This window comes from Streptomyces sp. Tue6028 (assembly GCF_002300165.1).
Classification (GTDB): Bacteria; Actinomycetota; Actinomycetes; order Streptomycetales; family Streptomycetaceae; genus Streptomyces; species Streptomyces siamensis.
Window position 1 is genome coordinate 73,613 of the sequence record NZ_MLCE01000020.1, and the last position, 17,019, is coordinate 90,631.

The 17,019-nt window shown below is 73.7% G+C and carries 12 protein-coding genes, 2 tRNA genes and 1 pseudogene; 3 read left to right on the top strand and 12 right to left on the bottom strand.

Going from position 1 to position 17,019, the window contains the following annotated elements; translation table 11 throughout:
- Window positions 1-214 precede the first annotated feature (214 nt).
- Together BKI49_RS18255 and BKI49_RS18260 are read right to left on the bottom strand one after the other, a co-directional pair.
- Window positions 215-1,087, bottom strand: a complete 873-nt coding sequence (locus BKI49_RS18255; protein WP_095935345.1) for a DUF2797 domain-containing protein — start codon at window positions 1,085-1,087, stop codon at window positions 215-217.
- A gap of 47 nt (window positions 1,088-1,134) precedes the next feature.
- Entirely contained in the window at window positions 1,135-1,509 is a 375-nt protein-coding gene (locus tag BKI49_RS18260) for an HGxxPAAW family protein (protein ID WP_095935346.1), read from the bottom strand.
- A 95-nt stretch (window positions 1,510-1,604) separates the two neighbouring features.
- Here BKI49_RS18260 and BKI49_RS18265 point away from each other — a divergent pair, with 95 nt between their 5' ends.
- Window positions 1,605-2,087, top strand: a complete 483-nt coding sequence (locus BKI49_RS18265) for a MarR family winged helix-turn-helix transcriptional regulator (protein WP_095935347.1) — start codon at window positions 1,605-1,607, stop codon at window positions 2,085-2,087.
- Between the two features lie 6 nt (window positions 2,088-2,093).
- On the opposite strand, the gene BKI49_RS18270 is transcribed toward BKI49_RS18265, so the two are convergent.
- The 3 genes from BKI49_RS18270 to BKI49_RS18280 all read right to left on the bottom strand — a co-directional run bounded on the left by BKI49_RS18270 (window position 2,094) and on the right by BKI49_RS18280 (window position 3,824).
- On the bottom strand, window positions 2,094-3,182 hold the full coding sequence (locus tag BKI49_RS18270; RefSeq protein WP_095935348.1) for a DUF1152 domain-containing protein: 1,089 nt from the start codon (window positions 3,180-3,182) through the stop codon (window positions 2,094-2,096).
- Between the two features lie 252 nt (window positions 3,183-3,434).
- Window positions 3,435-3,507: transfer RNA gene (locus BKI49_RS18275), tRNA-Arg, on the bottom strand.
- Window positions 3,508-3,733: 226 nt separating this feature from the next.
- Window positions 3,734-3,824: transfer RNA gene (locus tag BKI49_RS18280), tRNA-Ser, on the bottom strand.
- 266 nt (window positions 3,825-4,090) lie between these two features.
- Here BKI49_RS18280 and BKI49_RS18285 point away from each other — a divergent pair.
- Together BKI49_RS18285 and BKI49_RS18290 are read left to right on the top strand one after the other, a co-directional pair.
- Complete coding sequence (locus BKI49_RS18285; RefSeq protein WP_179332491.1) at window positions 4,091-4,618, top strand: SSI family serine proteinase inhibitor; 528 nt, start codon at window positions 4,091-4,093, stop codon at window positions 4,616-4,618.
- Window positions 4,619-4,931: 313 nt separating this feature from the next.
- Complete coding sequence (locus BKI49_RS18290) at window positions 4,932-9,068, top strand: PAS domain-containing protein (protein WP_095935350.1); 4,137 nt, start codon at window positions 4,932-4,934, stop codon at window positions 9,066-9,068.
- A 140-nt stretch (window positions 9,069-9,208) separates the two neighbouring features.
- Here BKI49_RS18290 and BKI49_RS18295 read toward each other — a convergent pair whose 3' ends face one another.
- The 7 genes and pseudogenes from BKI49_RS18295 to BKI49_RS18325 form a co-directional block, all read right to left on the bottom strand.
- Window positions 9,209-10,864 carry a long-chain fatty acid--CoA ligase gene (locus BKI49_RS18295; RefSeq protein ID WP_179332492.1) on the bottom strand — a complete coding sequence of 552 codons (1,656 nt, stop codon included), beginning with the start codon at window positions 10,862-10,864 and terminating at the stop codon, window positions 9,209-9,211.
- A 127-nt stretch (window positions 10,865-10,991) separates the two neighbouring features.
- Window positions 10,992-11,555, bottom strand: coding sequence for a SigE family RNA polymerase sigma factor (locus BKI49_RS18300; protein ID WP_095935351.1), 564 nt, complete (start codon window positions 11,553-11,555; stop codon window positions 10,992-10,994).
- A 274-nt stretch (window positions 11,556-11,829) separates the two neighbouring features.
- On the bottom strand, window positions 11,830-12,996 hold the full coding sequence (locus BKI49_RS18305) for a lipid-transfer protein (RefSeq protein WP_095935352.1): 1,167 nt from the start codon (window positions 12,994-12,996) through the stop codon (window positions 11,830-11,832).
- A 143-nt stretch (window positions 12,997-13,139) separates the two neighbouring features.
- Window positions 13,140-13,517: pseudogene (locus BKI49_RS18310) on the bottom strand (MaoC family dehydratase); the annotation flags it as partial.
- Window positions 13,514-14,575 (bottom strand): acyl-CoA dehydrogenase family protein, encoded by a 1,062-nt coding sequence (locus BKI49_RS18315; protein WP_095935354.1) that lies wholly within the window; start codon window positions 14,573-14,575, stop codon window positions 13,514-13,516. The gene BKI49_RS18315 and the pseudogene BKI49_RS18310, both read right to left, overlap by 4 nt.
- A 1-nt stretch (window position 14,576) precedes the next feature.
- Complete coding sequence (locus BKI49_RS18320; protein WP_095935355.1) at window positions 14,577-15,554, bottom strand: bifunctional MaoC family dehydratase N-terminal/OB-fold nucleic acid binding domain-containing protein; 978 nt, start codon at window positions 15,552-15,554, stop codon at window positions 14,577-14,579.
- A gap of 128 nt (window positions 15,555-15,682) precedes the next feature.
- Window positions 15,683-16,927 carry an acyl-CoA dehydrogenase family protein gene (locus BKI49_RS18325; RefSeq protein ID WP_095935356.1) on the bottom strand — a complete coding sequence of 415 codons (1,245 nt, stop codon included), beginning with the start codon at window positions 16,925-16,927 and terminating at the stop codon, window positions 15,683-15,685.
- Window positions 16,928-17,019 lie beyond the last annotated feature (92 nt).

Below are 17,019 nucleotides of genomic sequence, written 5' to 3' on the forward strand. Positions count from 1 at the left end.
TCCCCCGCCCGGTCCGCCCCGGTCCGTCCCGCCCCTGCCGGATCCGCCGGAGTCCCGCCCCTGGGCTCTCCTCCCCTTGGCTCCCTGGGCTCCGGCTCCCCTTGGTTCCCTGGGCTCTCGCTCCCCTTGGCCCCCTGGGCGCTCGCTCCCCTTGGCTCCGGCTTCGCCGCTCGTCGGCCCCCGCTGCCCCTCGTCGGCTCCGCTCCGCCGCTCGTCAGAACAGGCCGTCCTGCACCCCGTCGTCCTTCAACTCCCGCACGGGAACGCGCAGTCCCGTCTCCCCCTCGGGCGCGGCGGTCAGTTCCCAGCCGGTCATGAGCCGGGTGTCCAGCACGGCGACCCCGCGCTCCGTCGCGAGATGCAGGTCGGGTCCGGCGGCGGCGAGCAGCTCACCGCTCACCACGCCCCCGGCGACCAGCCCGCTCACGACGGCTTCCGCGCGCGGAAGCCCCGCGAGCCCGAACACGCCGGTGTGGTCGACGGGCTCGAACGGCAGGCGCCGGAGCGACTCTGGCCAGGCGTCGAGCCGCCCCGCCCGCTCGTGCAGCTCGCGGATCTCGGCCACCCGCTCCTCGGGCCCCGGCAGCGCCGACCGCACCGCCCGCTTCTCGGCGTACGGAATCCGGTCGGGCACCTTGAGCGCCGCCCGCAGCAGTTCCTCCGTGCGGCGTGCGGACATCAAGGGTCCCTGCCCCAGCCAGCCGAACGTGACGGCGCCCTGCTCCAGGAGGCGCGCGGTGCCCCGCTCGACCCTGGTGATCCCCACCTTGACGAGTCCGGGGCCGAACCACGCCAGATACACGTGGTACGGCCGCGGGTCGTCGGCCATCGTGTCCGCGGCCACGGAGTGCGACCGCTCCAGCCGGGCGCACTCCTCGCACCGGGCGCCCGTGCTCCGCCCCGGCACGACCGCCCTCACCGGGCACGCGTGGCCCCGGGCCCCCACGCATGTGCGCGCGGCGTCGTCCGGCACGGCGAACGCCACCCGCCGACCGCGGACCAGTGGGCTCCCCTGCCCACCTCCCCACATCAGCACGGGCCCGTCCGCCGACCACCGCAGACCCGAACATCTCCACACCCGCCGCACAGGAACGACAGTAGAGGCCGCCACTGACACCGGCCCCGGCCCGCCCGTCAGAGAGCGGACTCGGTCACGGCCTCACCCGTGCCGTCCCGGCCCGCGTCGCCGCTCACCCGCGTGGGGACCCCCGCGGGCCGCCCTCGTCCCGCCAGCCGGCAGCCGAGGCACCCGGGGTGCCCGTCCCGCGCGCCGAGGTCCCTGACCCGCCAGCCCCACTCGTCGACGGGCCGACGGCCGGGCGGCTTGCCCCAGCCGGCCAGATGCAGCGCCCACGTGGTCAGCACGCCGATCAGCACGACGCCCAGCCCGCCCCACAGCCCCAGTGCGCTGCCGGTGCAGAGGCCCAGCCCGCTGCCCGTCGCACCCACGGTGGCGATGGCGAACCCGGTCCATCCCGCGAGCGTGTGCCCCTCGTCCCACTGGCTCATCCGCAACCCCCTCATGCCGTGACGACTAAACTCACACCTACCTCACTACCTAAGCAATTTAGCACCTAAACCTCTCACGATGTAAGGGAATTTCGATGGCTCAGGGCACGCCGCGCCCGCCCGCGACACCGGCCCGGACCCTCTCCGCGATGGACCACCTGATCGCGACGAGCATGTTCGGCCAGCAGGAGATGGCCCAGCGGCTGAACCTGAACGTCACCGACCTCACGTGCTTCGCGTTCGTCCTGGAGGCGGGCGACGACCTGCTCACGGCGGGCGACCTCGCGGAACGCGCCCATGTCACCACCGGCGCCGTCACCGGCATCCTCAACCGCCTCGAACGTGCCGGCTACGTCGCCCGCCGCCCCGACCCCGCCGACCGCCGCCGCGTCCGCATCGCCGCACAGCCCGACGCCGTCGCCCGCGTCACGGCGCTCTACGAGCCGTACTACACGCGCCTGAACGCGCTCCTCGCCGAGTACACCCCCGACGAACTATCCCTGCTCGACGACCTGTTCACCCGCACGGGCGAGCTGATGAGCGACTACCTGGAAGAGCTGCGCGAGCCGAACGGCTGACGGCTCCTACGACGACAGCGGCCACAGCGGCGGTCCGTACCGCCCGGGGCGCTCCTCGGCCAGGAGCCGCCGGAGCTCGTCGTGCCGCGCTCCGCCGAGGCCCAGCACCTCGGCGAGACGGCCGAACGTCGCATGCGTGACCCCTCGGTCACGCGCCTGCGCCTCGAACCGGTCCAGCCGGTCGAGCAGGACGCGCGCGTCGAGCTCCTCCGCCGGCTCCTCGTCGAGCCGTGCGGCGTTCTCCCGCTCACGGTCGATCTCCGAGAAACCGCAGATCTCCCGGCTGCTCGCCTCGACCTCGCGCAGGGTCTCCGTCTCCATGATCGCGCTGCCCAGCCGGCTGCGGGCGAGGGCGGCGTCCAGGTCGGCCACGTGGACCGTCGGGCCCTCGTCGGTGAGGGGCACGGCGCGCCCGGCGCCCACCGCCTCGCAGACGCCGCGCACTCCGCGGGCGGTCGCCGCGAGCATCGCGGCCGCTTCGGAGGGGTGCCATTCCAGGACCGTGCCGACCGCCTCGACGTCCTCGGCCGTGAAGGTGTGGACGACAGGGCCGAGCAGGTCGCGCAGTTCGTCGGGCGGGAGTTCGCCGTCCAGCCCGGGGCCCGCCACCAGGAGCCGTACGGACGCGTTCACCTGGCAGCACGCCGCGAGGGTCAGCGCGTCCGCCAGGGGACTCTGCAGCGTCGGCTCGTCGCCGCGGGCGAGGATGTCCCCGCCGACGTCCAGAAGATCGATCGAGTCCGGCTCCAAATGGCTGATCAGCTCTTCGACTTGGCGGGTGATGCCCTCGGCACCGTGGTCCGGGTCGATCAGGGCGAACGTCTGCGGGAGGGCGGCCGCCAGGCGCGGCAGCGTGGAACCCGCCGGGGCGATCGGGCGGGCCCCGCCCGGCACGGTCCGGACCGCCGGGGTGAGCCGTTCGAGGCCGGTGAAGCGGCCCGGCCCGCGGGGGCCCGGCACCGCATCGCTCAGCAGGCGGTCCCAGGCGTAGGTGAGGATCACCGTCCGGTCCCCGTCGCCGTGCAGAGCGCCGTCGAGCATCGCGGCGGCGACGGCGTCACCCCCGCCTCCCGCTGCGACGATCAGCCTCGTCATGACTTCAGCCTACGAGCAGTGCGGCCCGGCCTCCACGGCTCGGCGCCACTTGTCCGGGGACCCGCACCGGCAATCCCCGCGGCGCACCGGCACTGCCGGGGGTCCGCATCCGCGCTCCGTATTCCGGGTGCCGCGGTCCCGGCGGTTCCCGCCGCGCTTTCCCACCGACTGCACGCTTTCCAGCCGACCCGCCGCACGGCGGATCACCGAAACGCAAGAGGCCCCGGATCTCTCCGGGGCCTCTTGTCCATGTGCACTCGGCAGGATTCGAACCTGCAACCTTCTGATCCGTAGTCAGATGCTCTATCCGTTAAGCTACGAGTGCTTGTTCTGTTGTGCTTTCGCCTCCGCTCCCCGGCCTTTCGGCCCGCTCGCGGCGACAGGAAGAACATTACATGACTGCCGCCGCCATGTGAAATCCGTTTGCCGCACCCCTTGTGAGCTGGGCAAACGCCCTTCCGGACCGTTTCGCCGGCCCGCCGGGGCCATGGTCGGGGGCGCATGAACGCCGAAGCCCCGGTCCAACTGGACCGGGGCTTCGGATCTTGAGGCGGAGGCGGAGGGATTTGAACCCTCGATGGGCTTTAAGGCCCAAACCGCATTAGCAGTGCGGCGCCATAGACCGGACTAGGCGACGCCTCCCGCACAGCCGCCCGCGCGAGCGCGAGTGGTGCGTGCAGATGATGACACAGTCGAGCGCGGTGTCACCAATCGCCCCCCACGGTACTAGGCAGGCGGGCCGCAGGGCAAAGCCCGTATGAGGTGGACACGGGTGTCGCGGCGAAGAACCGGGCGGGGCCGGGAACGGACACCCGGCGGGGCCGGCCGCGGACGCCCGGCCGGGTGGCGGCCGGCCGCGTGACCGGATCGGCGCGCAACCGTGCGGGGCGCCCGGCGTTAGACAGGGCATGCTCCACCGAATCGTTCTCACCGCCGCGGCGTCCGCCGCCGCGCTCTCCACCGCACCGACCGCCTCCGCCGCCGTACCGGCCGTGCCCGCGGCGTCCGCGGTGCCGGCCGTCGCGTCCGCGCCCGGCCCGGTCTCGCACGGCACACCGGTCCACGTGCGGCCGGTCCTCATGCCCCCGCCCGCCCGGGACGAGGACTCCGGGGACCGGCTGACCGTGACCGTCCACGGCGCCGGCGGCGACGCGGACGGGACGTACGAACTGCGGTGCCACCCCAGCGGCGGCAGTCATCCGGACGCGGCCGAGGCCTGCGCCGAGCTGGACCGGAACACCACGTGGGGCAAGGACCCCTTCGCCCCCGTGCCGCCCGGGACGATGTGCACGATGCTGTACGGCGGTCCCGCCACCGCGCATGTCACCGGGACCTGGGCCGGACGGCCCGTGGACGCGCGCTTCGACCGCACGGACGGCTGCGAGATCGCGCGCTGGGACGGTCTCGTACCGCTGCTGCCCAGCCTGGGGCCCTAACCGGAACCCCGGTCCGGCGTCCGCCGGACCCACGGCCGGTCCGGGCGGGCGAGGGACGACCGGAGCCCGGACCGGAGCGGGAGCGCCGGTGGAGTGGGAGCGCCGGTGGAGTGGGAGCGCCGGTGGAGTGGGACGAAATGCGTGGTCACAGGTTCTACGTCTCTTCTGCGTCTGTTCTGCGTGCGACCTCCCTCTCATCCGGCGTCGCGAGCGCAACCACTGCCCGTAGACTCCCTCGCGTGACACGCTGCGGGCCGGTTGGCAAGATGGCATCCGCGGTCGGCAAGGTGCGGTAACAGGGAGGAAGCGTCTCGTGAGCAGCAGGCCATCCCGAGGCGCTGCTCGCCTCGCAGCCATACTGGACGCGCTGCCCGATGCGTTGGTGCTGGTCAACGCAAATGGGACCGTCGTCAACGCCAACACCATCGCCCTGGAGGCCTTCGAGGCCCCGGGCACGGCTCTGGTGGGCCGCGGACTGCTCGACCTGCTGCCGCAGTTCGACTCCCGGCTGATCCCCGGCTCGATGCGACGGCCCGACACCATCGACCAGAGCGGGCGGACCAAGCCGACCAGGATGATCGCGCGGCGGACCGACGGGAGCGAGTTCCCGGTCGAAGTCACCAGTGCGAATCTGGAGAACGGCCAGCAGGCCTACGACAGCTACGGCTACACCGCCGACGAGCTGCTCATGCTGGTGGTCCGCGATCTGTCCGGCACGGTCGACACCGAGGCCGAACTCGCGCGTTCGCAACGGCAGACCGAGATGATCCTGCGGGCCGCGGCCGAGGGCGTGGTCGGCACCGACACCGAGGGCCGCGTCGTCCTCGTCAACCCGGCCGCCGCCCAGATCCTCGGATACCGGGCCAGCGACCTCGGCGGCCAGGACCTGCACGCCCTCATCCTCCACTCGCGCGCCGACGGAGAGGGCTTCCCGTACGAGGAGTCCCCGCTCGCCGACACCCTGCGCTCCGGGCGCAAGCACCGGGTGCGCGGGCAGGTGCTGTGGTCGAAGTCCGGGGACAAGGTGCCCGTCGACCTGACGACCGCTCCGGTGCGTGACGGCGACCAGCTCGTCGGCGCCGTCATGACCTTCACCGACCGGCGGCCCTACGACACGCTCGCCGAGGAGAAGGACGCCGAGGCCACCCGGCACGCCGAGGAGCTCGGACAGCGTGCCGAGGAGCACGCCGAGGAGCTCGGGGCGCTGCGCGAGCAGCACGCCGCCGAGCTGGCCGAGCAGCAGGAGCGGCACACGGAGGAACTGGCCGCGGGCGACGAGCGCTACGCGGCGCTCGGCGAGCGCGAGAAGGACCGGTACGAGGCGCTGGCCGCCCGCCACGAGCAGCTGCTCGCCGTGCTCGGCCAGTCCCTGCGCGGCCCCCTGGACCAGCTGCGCGGCGAACTGTCCAAGCTCGCCGCCGACGACGCCGGCCAGCTGTGGCCGGAGGCCAACCAGGTCCTGCACCATCTCGCCGCGGGCTACTCGCGGATCACGACGCTCGTCGACAACGTGCTCGGCTACCAGCGGCTCGACTCCGGGGCCGAGGAGGTCGCCCGTACGAAGGTGATGCTCGACGCGGTCGTCGCGGCCGGGGTCGAGGGCGCCGTGGACCTGATCGGGCCCGGCCGCGTCCAGTTCGCCGTGCACGCGCCGCCCATCGAGGCGGAGGTCGACCCGACCCGGCTGGCGAACGCCCTCGCGCACCTCATCGCCGATGTGGCCGGGGTCGACGCGACGGGCAACGCGCCGGTGTCGGCGGGCGGTTACATGGACAACACCGTCGTGGTCGCGGCGGCGCAGCGCGGTGAGGTCGTCCGCATCGAGGTGCGCGGCCCGTACGCCGGGGGAGACCCGGTGCACGAGCCGATCGTCCGCGGCATCGTCCGCGCGCACGGCGGTGTGCTCCAGACGCACGAGGTGCCGGGGATGAGCGGCAGCGCGTTCGTCCTGGAGGTGCCGATCGGCGGTGGCGCGGGGGCGGTTCCGGCCGGGCGGGTCGAGGACGCGCCCGGCGCCGAGGTCGCCATTCCCGAGCAGGCCGCGCCCCAGGGCGGCGGCAGGCGGCGGGCCCGGCGGTCCTCCGTGGACGCCTTCCTGGAGAGCGAGGTGGCGGGTTCCGCACCCGCGGCCGAGGCCGGCGACTCCGCCCCCACCGGTCGCCGCCGCCGGCGTGCGGCCGAGGGGCAGGAGGCCGGCGAGGTGTCCGTTCCCGCGCAGGGGACGGCGGTCGAGGATTCCGGTGACGCCGGTGCGGCCGGTTCCGGCGGTACCGGGCGGCGACGCGGCCGGCCGAGTTCCGCCGAGGGCACGGGCGGTGGTACGGGCCCGGGCGCCACGGACGACGTCTCGGAGGGCGCGGTCGTCACCGCGGCCGAGCACGCGGCGGGGACCGCCGCCGCGGGCACGGGGCTGGGCGGGACGGTGCCTCCGCAGGGTGTGCCCGTGCCCTCGGGGCGGCGCGCGCGCCGGGACGGCGAACAGCACGCGCTTCCCGCGGCGTTGCCCGCGGCGCCGAGCGCGCCCGCCGCCGCGGCCGCGCAGGAGCCGGCCGCCACGGACGCGGCGCAGCCGACCGGACGGCGCCGTCGTGCGCTGGCCGCCGCGGCCGAGCGTGCCGCCACGCAGGACGCGGGCGCCCGTACGGTGTTCGCGCTGCCGCCCGCGGAGGCGGACCGCTCTCCCGAGTACGTCCAGGCCGAGGCCCAGGCGCAGGCGCAGTACGCCGCGAGTGTCGCCGCCGGTCACACACAGGCCGACGACGGCCGTCATGACGTGATGGCGCACGACCCGGCCGACGATCACACGCCGCCGCAGCCGCACCCCGTCTCCGCGCCCACGGGCCGGCGGCGGGCCCGTCCGGCCGCGGACCGGCCGGAGCCTACGGGGACCCCGCCGCAGGGCGTTCCCGCGCAGGGCGTTCCGGCCCAGGTGGCTCCCGGGCAGGCCGTGCCGGTGCCGGGTGTTCCCGCGCAGGGCGTTCCCGGGGCGGTGCCTGCCGACGCCGCCGGGCAGCCGGTTCCCGCACAGAGGCCGCGGACCGCTGCCGCCCAGGCCACTCCCGCCGCGGGCACCGCAGCCCGGCCGCAGCCCGCCACGGCGGTGCCGGGCGCTGCCCCGCAGGCGTGGCCCGACGCGCACGCCGACGACGCCGCGGGCACTCCCGCCGGCGGCACCCCGGTGCAGCCCGCGCCTGAGGCGCTCCCCGCGCCGGACGCGGCCCGTGCGACCCCCGCCGCGGGCACCCCGCTGCCCCCTGAGCGCCCGGTCCAGCCGCGCGCCGCCCAGCCGCTGCCCGCCGAGGCCGCGGCACCGGTCGACCCCAACTCGACGCAGGGCCGCGCCATAAGCGTGCGCACGCTCGGTCAGGGCGTCCCGTTCACCCGGCAGCCCGCGCCGAGCCAGCCGGGCCCCCAGGCGCCGGCGCCGTCCCAGACGGCCACGCCGCCCCCGCACCAGACCAACGGCTCGGGCCGCCGCCGCAAGCTCGGCACACCTCCCGAGCCCGCCGCGGAGCGTCCGGAGACGGGCGCACGGCCTCATCCGCAGGGCGGCCAGGGCTCGGCGGCCCCCGGGTCCCGGCGGCCCGGAGCCACCGAGGGTGCCGGACGGTCCTACGCCATAGGAGCACCGGACGAAAACGCCGACGAGGGCCCCGAGCCGCTCGACGGCCCGGGCGGTGCGGTCGAGATCGCCGACCCGCCGCAGCCGCGGCCGATGGACGACGAACTGCCCCCCGAGCCGCTGGACAACCCGCGCCGGCTGCTCGTGTGGCCCGCACCCGACGTCACCACCCAGCAGGCGCTGAGCGACCGCGGCTACCGGCCCGTCGTCGTGCACTCCCGGGAGGAGGTCGACGCGCAGATCGCCGCCTTCCCGGCCGCGCTCTTCGTGGACCCGCTGACCGGGCCGATCACGCGGACGGCGTTGCAGTCGCTGCGTCAGGCGGCCGTCGCCGCCGAGGTGCCCGTCCTCGTGACCGCCGGGCTCGGCCAGGCGACGCGGGAGGCGGCCTACGGCGCCGATCCCGCCGTGCTCCTCAAGGCGTTGGCGCCCCGGGACTCCGATCAGCACCCGCCGCGCGTGCTGCTGATCGAGGAGCACGCGGAGATAGCGCTGGCGCTGACCGCGACGCTGGAGCGGCGCGGCATGCAGGTCGCCCGGGCGTCGACGGACGCGGACGCCGTCACGCTGGCCTCGCAGATGCGGCCGAACCTCGTGGTGATGGACCTGATGCAGGTGCAGCGGCGACGCGCCGGGATCATCGACTGGCTGCGCGCCAACGGCCAGTTGAACCGCACTCCGCTCGTCGTCTACACCGCCGCCTTCGACCAGGCCGAACTGCCGCGCCTGGCCGCGGGCGAGACGGTGCTGTTCCTCGCCGAGCGCTCGACGAGCGCGGAGGTGCAGGACCGGATCGTCGACCTCCTCGCGAAGATCGGCACCAACTGACCGTCGGGCGGCCCGCACCGACTGACCGTCCGGCGGCCCGCACCGACGGGCCGCCGAGCCGACCAGGACATGCGCAGGCCGGGACACGACGCAGGCCGGGCCGGGAGTCGTGACTCCCGGCCCGGCCTGCGTCGTGCGTGTCAGAGCTTGGTCACGTCCAGCTCACCCTCCGCGTACTGCCTGCGGAGCACCTTCTTGTCGAACTTGCCGACGCTGGTCTTCGGGACCGACTCGATGATCGTCCAGCGCTCGGGGAGCTGCCACTTGGCGATCTTCCCCTCCTCGGCGAGGAAGCCGCGCAGGGTCTCGAAGTCGGCGGTCGAACCCGCCTTCAGGACGACGGTGGCCAGCGGCCGCTCGCCCCACTTCTCGTCGGGGACGGCGACGACGGCGGCCTCGGCGACGTCCGGGTGGGACATGAGGGCGTTCTCCAGGTCCACCGAGGAGATCCACTCGCCGCCCGACTTGATGACGTCCTTGGCGCGGTCGGTGAGGGTCAGGAAGCCGTCCGCGCTGATCGTGCCGACGTCACCGGTCTTGAGCCACCCGTCCTCGCTGAACTTGTCGGCGGGACGCAGCGGTTCGGCGCCCTGTCCGCCGTAGTACGCGCCCGCGATCCAGGGGCCCCGCACCTCCAGCTCGCCGGCGGACTCGCCGTCCCAGGGGAGCCGTTCGCCGCCGGGGCCGGTGAGGCGGGCCTCGACACCGGCGGGGAAGCGACCCTGGGTGAGCCGGTAGCCGAACTCCTCGTCCGTGCCGACGGCGTGCGCCGGGGGCCGGGCGATCGTGCCGAGCGGCGAGGTCTCGGTCATGCCCCAGGCGTGGCAGACCCGCATGCCGAGGTCGTCGAAGGCCTTCATGAGCGAGGGCGGGCAGGCGGAGCCGCCGATCGTGACCTGGGTGAGCGAGGAGACGTCGCGGGGCTTGGCCCGGAGTTCAGTGAGCAGGCCCTGCCAGATGGTGGGGACGGCCGCGGCGTGCGTCGGCTTCTCGCTCTCGATCATCTCGGCGAGCGGCCCCGGCTGGAGGAAGCGGTCCGGCATCAGCATGTTGATGCCGGTCATGAACGTGGCGTGCGGCAGACCCCAGGCGTTGACGTGGAACTGCGGGACCACGACGAGCGAGGTGTCGCGGTCGGTGAGCCCCATCGACTGGGCCATGTTGACCTGCATGGAGTGCAGGTAGATCGAACGGTGGGAGTAGACGACGCCCTTCGGGTCCCCGGTGGTGCCGGAGGTGTAACACATCGCCGCGGCCTGCCGCTCGTCGATCTCCGGCCAGTCGTACGTGGTCGGCTTCCCGGCGATCAGCTCCTCGTACTCGTGCACCCGCACGTTCGCGCCGTCGAGCAGCGAGCGGTCGCCGGGCCCCGAGACGACCACGTGCTCGAGGGTCGGCAGGTGGGGGAGGAGCGGGGCGAGGAGCGGAAGCAGCGAGCCGTTGACGATGACCACGCGGTCGGCGGCGTGGTTGACGATGAAGACGAGCTGCTCGGCGGGGAGGCGGAGGTTCAGCGTGTGCAGGACCGCGCCCATGGAGGGGATCGCGAAGTACGCCTCGACGTGCTCGGCGTTGTTCCACATCAGCGTCGCGACCCGCTCGTCGCCCGTCACACCGAGGTCGTCGCGCAGGGCGTTGGCGAGCTGGACGGCACGCGTACCTGCCTCACGGAAACTGCGCCGCTGGGGTTCGCCCTCCCCCGTCCAGGTCGTGATCTGCGACGTCCCGTGCACGAGTACTCCGTGCACGAGAATGCGGGTCACGGTCAGCGGTACGTCCTGCATCGTGCTCAGCACGGCGTCCTCCCGGGGGCGACATTGCCTACGCGGCAGTAAGGGTTGCGCTGATTCTGCGCACATACCGCGCGGTATGTCACTAGGTCCGGGCGATCGATCGCGTCACGTATTGGTCGCGCGCCTCCTGTCAGCGCACCGGGCTGAGCTCGGGGTCCTCACGCAGCTTGCCCAGCGCGCGCGACACCGCCGACTTGACCGTCCCGACGGAGACTCCGAGCACCTCCGCCGTCTGGGCCTCGCTCAGGTCCTCGTAGTACCGCAGGACGACCATCGCCCGCTGCCGCGCCGGCAGCTTGGTGATCGCCCGCCACATCGCGTCGTGCAGCGCCTGCTGTTCGGCCGGGTCCCCCGTGGGCAGCACCTCCGGCTCCGGCAGTTCGTCGCAGGCGAACTCGTCGACCTTGCGCTTGCGCCACTGCGACGTCCGCGTGTTCAGCAGCGCGCGCCGCACATAGCCGTCCAGCGCCCGGTGGTCCTCGATCCGGTCCCAGGCGACGTACGTCTTCGTCAGGGCGGTCTGCAGCAGGTCCTCCGCGTCGCTCGGGTTCGCGGTCAGCGAGCGAGCGGTACGCAGCAGCACCGGCTGGCGGGCCTTCACGTACGACGCGAACGACGGGTACGGCGCGTACGGACGGGTCTGCCTCGCCGGTGTGGCGGCGTCCGAAGCGCTGGTGCAGACGGGTGTGGTCATGGCTCCACGCTAGGTTCGCCCCCTACTCCCGCGGATCGGCCGCAGGTCCCGAAGCCGTGTCCGCCTCAGGTTGTAGGAGTGGGGCTGACCTCACCTCCTGAAGGTGGACGAGCAGGCACACCCCCTGAGGGTTCATCCCTGAGGGACGACTCCGCCCGCAGTACGGGAGCGCGGTGCGCGCCCGCGCCCGTGGGCCGTGCGCCGGGCCCCGGACCTGCCCCGATGTCACCTCGCGCCGGGCACCCCCATCGCGGGGCGTGCCCCGGCGGCCCCCTCAGGTGTCCGTACTCAGGATCAGCCCCGAGGTCGGGACCCCGGTCCCGGCGGTGACCAGGACACGGCCCGCCCCCGGTATCTGGTTCACCGAGGTGCCCCGCACCTGCCGGACCGCCTCCGCCACTCCGTTCATCCCGTGCAGATACGCCTCCCCGAGCTGCCCGCCGTGCGTGTTCAGCGGGAGCCGCTCCTCGGCGACGAGATCCGCCGCCTCACCCGGTTTGCAGAACCCGAACTCCTCCAGCTGCATCAGCACGAACGGCGTGAAGTGGTCGTACAGGATCCCCACGTCGATGTCCGCGGGATTCAGCCCGGCCGTCCGCCACAACTGCCGGGCCACCACGCCCATCTCCGGCAGCCCCGTCAGGTCGTCCCGGTAGAAGCTGGTCATCTGCTCCTGGGCCCGGCCCGCGCCCTGGGCGGCGGCCGAGATCACCGCCGGGGGACGTGAAAGGTCGCGGGCGCGCTCCACGGAGGTGATCACCAGCGCCTGGCCGCCGTCCGTCTCCTGACAGCAGTCCAGCAGCCGCAGTGGCTCGACGATCCACCGCGAGGCCGCGTGCTCGGCGAGGGTGATCGGTCTGCCGTGGAAGTACGCCGCGGGGTTCGTCGCCGCGTACTTGCGGTCCATCACGGCGACATGCCCGAACGCCTCGGGCGTCAGCCCGTACGCGTGCAGATACCGCTGGGCCGCCATCGCCACCCAGGAGGCGGGCGTGAGCAGTCCGAACGGGAGGGACCAGCCCAGCGCGGCCCCCTCCGCGGAGGGCTCCCGCTGCTGCACCCCGGACCCGAACCGCCTGCCCGACCGCTCGTTGAACGCCCGGTAGCAGACCACCACCTCGGCCACCCCGGACGCCACGGCGAGCGCCGCCTGCTGGACGGTCGCGCAGGCCGCCCCGCCCCCGTAGTGGATCCGTGAGAAGAACGACAGCTCTCCCATGCCGGACGCCTGGGCGACGGTGATCTCCGGGCTGGTGTCCATGGTGAACGTGACCAGGCCGTCCACGTCGCCGGGCGTCAGGCCGGCGTCGTCGAGCGCGGCCCGCACCGCCTCCACCGCGAGCCTCAGCTCACTGCGCCCCGAGTCCTTGGAGAACTCGGTGGCCCCGATCCCGACGATCGCCGCCCGGCCGCCGAGACCGTCCCGTCCGCGCACACTCACGACACCCCTCCCTCGGAGACCGGGGCACCGGCGGATCCGGGGCCGACGTCCGGGCCAGGGCCGGGTCCGACGTCCGAGGTCGTGCCGGTGCCCGCGGCGGTGTCGGTGCCCAAGGCCGTACCGCTGCCCGGGCGGCCGGTCTCGGGGAGCGTCACGGTCACCGTGCCGGTGACGTGCTTGCCGATGCCGTTGGCTCCGACGACCGTGATCGTGGCGGTGTCGCCGTCGACCTCCTCGACCGTGCCGGTCAGCACCATGGTGTCCCCCGGGTAGTTGGGTGCGCCGAGACGTATGACCACCTTGCGCAGGACGGCGGACGGACCGAAGTGGTCCGTGACGTACCGTCCGACCAGGCCGTTGGTCGTCAGGATGTTCATGAAGATGTCCGGCGAGCCCTTCGCCCTGGCCAGCTCGGCGTCGTGGTGCACGTCCTGGTAGTCGCGGGACGCGATGGCGCCCGCGACGATCAGCGTGCGCGTGATGTCGATCTCCAACGGTGGCAGTCGGTCGCCGCTCTTCATCCCTCTCCCTCCCCGTCTCCCACGGCCCGCGCGGCCTGCACTCCCTCGGTGGCGATCAACTCGCCCAGTTCCTGCAGCACTTCGCCGCCACATCCCAGATACGCGTCCAGCTGGCGCCCCCACAGGAAGTGCCGGTGGACGGGATGCTCCACGTCGGCCCCCGCCCCGCCGTGCAGATGCTGGCCCGTGTGCACGACCCGGTGGCCCGCCTCGGACGCCCACCACGCGGCGGTCAGGGCGTGCGTGGCGTACGCCAGTCCCGCGTCCCGTCGCCAGGCCGCCTCGTACGCCGTCACCCGTATCGCCTCGGTGTCCATGTGGGCGTCGGCCGCGCGGAGTTGCACGCCCTGTCTGGCGGCTAGCGGACGGCCGAACTGCTCGCGCGCGTTGGTGTGCTCCACGGCACGCGCCAGCGACCCCGCGCAGACCCCGGCCTGAAGACCGGCGAAGGCGGTGCGGGCCGTGGCGAGCATGTCGTCGTACGCGCCCTCGCCGCCCAGTCGCTCGCCCTGGGTGCCGTCCAGGATCAGCCGCCCCGCCGACCAGGGCGCCGTCAGCTCCACGGGACGGCACCGGGCATCTGCGGTGCGCACCAGCCACAGCCGGCGCCGGTCGTCGGCGACCAGGACATGGGTGGCGTCCCGCAGCCAGGGCACGACCGGGACGACCCCGGCCAGCCGCCCTGCCGCCTCCCGCACGGCCGAGGGCCCGGAGAGCGCGCCGGCCACCACCACCGTCCCGTCGGCGACGGCCGGCAGCAGACGGTCGCGCTGTTCCGTCGAACCGTGCGCCATGACCGCGAGGAGCCCGTGGACGCAGCTCGCCGCGAACGGCACCTGGGCCGTGGTGCGTCCCTGCTCCTCCAGCAGGAGCACCAGGCCGAGCAGTCCCGTGTCCCCGACGGCCGCCACCAGTCCGGCCGCGCACAGCTCCTTCCACAGTTCGGGATCGCTTCCGGTCCCGGCCGCGGCGAGCCGCTCGGGGGTGGCCAGGTCGGTGAAGATCCGGGCGGCCAGGTCACGGGCGGCCGTCTGCTCCTCGGTGGGCGCGAAGTCCATGTCAGCGCCCCCCGCCGGCGGTCACAGCGCCACGGAACGCTCCGTCGCCGGCCACGGCGCCGTCGACCGCGTCGGCCCGGAAGACCGGCAGCTCCAGCTCCTCGTCACAGCGCTGGAACTCGAGCCGCACGGGCATTCCGATCCGCACCTGGTCGTGCGGAACGCCCACCACGTTGCTGACGATCCGTACTCCCTCGGCGAGCTCGATCAGGCCGACCGCATAGGGAGGGTCGAAGGCCGGGAAGGGCGGGTGGTGCATGACGACGTACGAATAGACGGTCCCCTCGCCGCTCGCCTCGACCGTGTCCCACTCCGGGCAGCCGCACGCGTTGCATCCCGGCAGCCAGGGGAAGCGCAGCGCGCGACAGCCCGTGCACCGCTGGATCAGCAGGCGGTGGCGCCCGACGCCCTCCCAGAACCCGGCGTTGTCCCGGTTCACCACCGGTCGGGGGCGCCTGCCCTTCGGTGTGCGGCGGGCGGGCGCGTACTTCAGGATGCGGAACCGGTGTGTCCCGGCGGGGTCGCCTCCCGCCCTCACATCCATCCGGGTCGTGACGAAGTGGCCCGTCCCCAGCCTGGTCGTCTTGCGCTCGGAGACCGACTCGATCACCGCGTCGAAGGTGATCTCGTCCCCGGGGCGCAGCGGACGCAGATACTCCTGCTCGCAGTCGGTGGCGACCACCGAGGTGTACCCGGCGTCGTCGAGCAGTCCGAGCAACTCGTCGAACGCTTCCGAGCGACCCGTGTGCCCGGACAGGCCACCCATCGTCCACGCCTGGAGCATGGTGGGCGGCGCGACGGCGTCCGGCCCTTCGTACGCCGGGTTGGTGTCGCCCATCGCCTCGCACCAGTGGCGGATCATCGCCTCGTTGACCCGGTCCTTGCCGACGGCCGCGACGGCGGCCACCCGGCCCTCGTACGCCTTGAGCCGCCCGTACAGCTCGTCCGGACCGTCCGCACGCTCCGGGACGGCAGGCACCGGACCGTCCGATCGGGCCGGCGCCACGGCCTGGGGACCATCCGACCGAGCGCGTGCGACGGGCTCCGGACCGTCCGTCCGGTCCCCTGCCCGCGACTCGGCCCACTTCCCCTGCCCCTGCTCCCCGCTCACCGCCGCCCCCTCTTCATCCCGAGCCGCATCGTCGCCACGATCTCCCGCTGCACCTCGCTCACCCCGCCCCCGAACGTGTTGATCTGCGCCGCCCTGTTCATCCGCTCCAGCCCGCCGTCCCCGAAGGCCCCTGGCGAGCCGGAGCGCACGAGCGCTCGCTCTCCGACGATCTCCTGACACATTCGGTACACCGCCACCGCGGATTCGGTTCCCATCACCTTCACGCCGCTGGCGTCGCCGGGGGCCGGTCCGCCGGCCCCCACATCCCCCACCAAACGCCAGTTCAGCAGGCGTGTCGCCGCCAGCCGGGCATGCACCTCGGCCAGCCTCGACCGCACCCACGGCTCGTCAATCCGGCGCCGACCGGTCACCGGATCGGGCGTACGCGCCGCCTCCAGCGCCGCCGTGTAGAAGTCCTCGGCCTGCATCCCGATCGCGGCGAGCGCGACACGTTCGTGGTTGAGCTGGCTGGTGATCAGCGCCCAGCCGCCGTTCTCCTCGCCGACGAGGTTCGCGGCGGGCACGCGGATGCCGTCGTAGTACGTGGCGGTGGTCGTCTGTCCGCCCACCGTCTCGATCGGGGTCCAGGAGAAGCCGGGCGCGTCCGTCGGCACGAGGAGGATCGAGATGCCCCGGTGCTTGGGGGCGTCCGGGTCGGTCCGGCAGGCGAGCCAGATCCAGTCGGCGTTCTGGGCGTTGGAGGTGAAGATCTTCTGTCCGTCGACGATCCAGTCGCCGCGGGCCTCCCCGCGCCCGTGGACGCCGTCTTCCCCGGCCGCACGGACACCGCTGTCTCCCGGTCCGGGGCTCCCGGCCCCCTCCACCCGCACGGCCCGCGTGCGCAGGGAGGCGAGGTCCGTCCCCGCCGAGGGCTCCGAGTAACCGATGGCGAAGACGAGGTCGCCGCTCAGGATGCGCGGAAGGAAGTAGGCCTTCTGTTCCTCGCTCCCGTACTTCATGAGCGTCGGTCCGACCGTGTTCAGGGTGACCATCGACACGGGCGCGCCGGCACGGTAGGCCTCGTCGAAGAACACGAACTGCTCGTCGGGGCCCCGCCCCTGCCCCCCGTACGCGGCCGGCCAGCCGAGCCCGAGCAGTCCGTCCGCGCCGATGCGGCGCAGGAGGGCCCGCTGCCGTCCGGGGTCGTCCGCGGGCGGTGGCCCTTCGGGCATCAGGTCCCGGAAATACGTACGGAGTTCGGCGCGCAGCCGCTGCTGGCGCTCGGTGGGGGCGAGGTGCACGGCGGCTGCCCTCCCGGGCCTCGCACGGACAAGGGTTTCTGACTGTCCGTCAGATACTGCGGGGTGTCAAGGCCGGGAGCAGGACGTCCGGG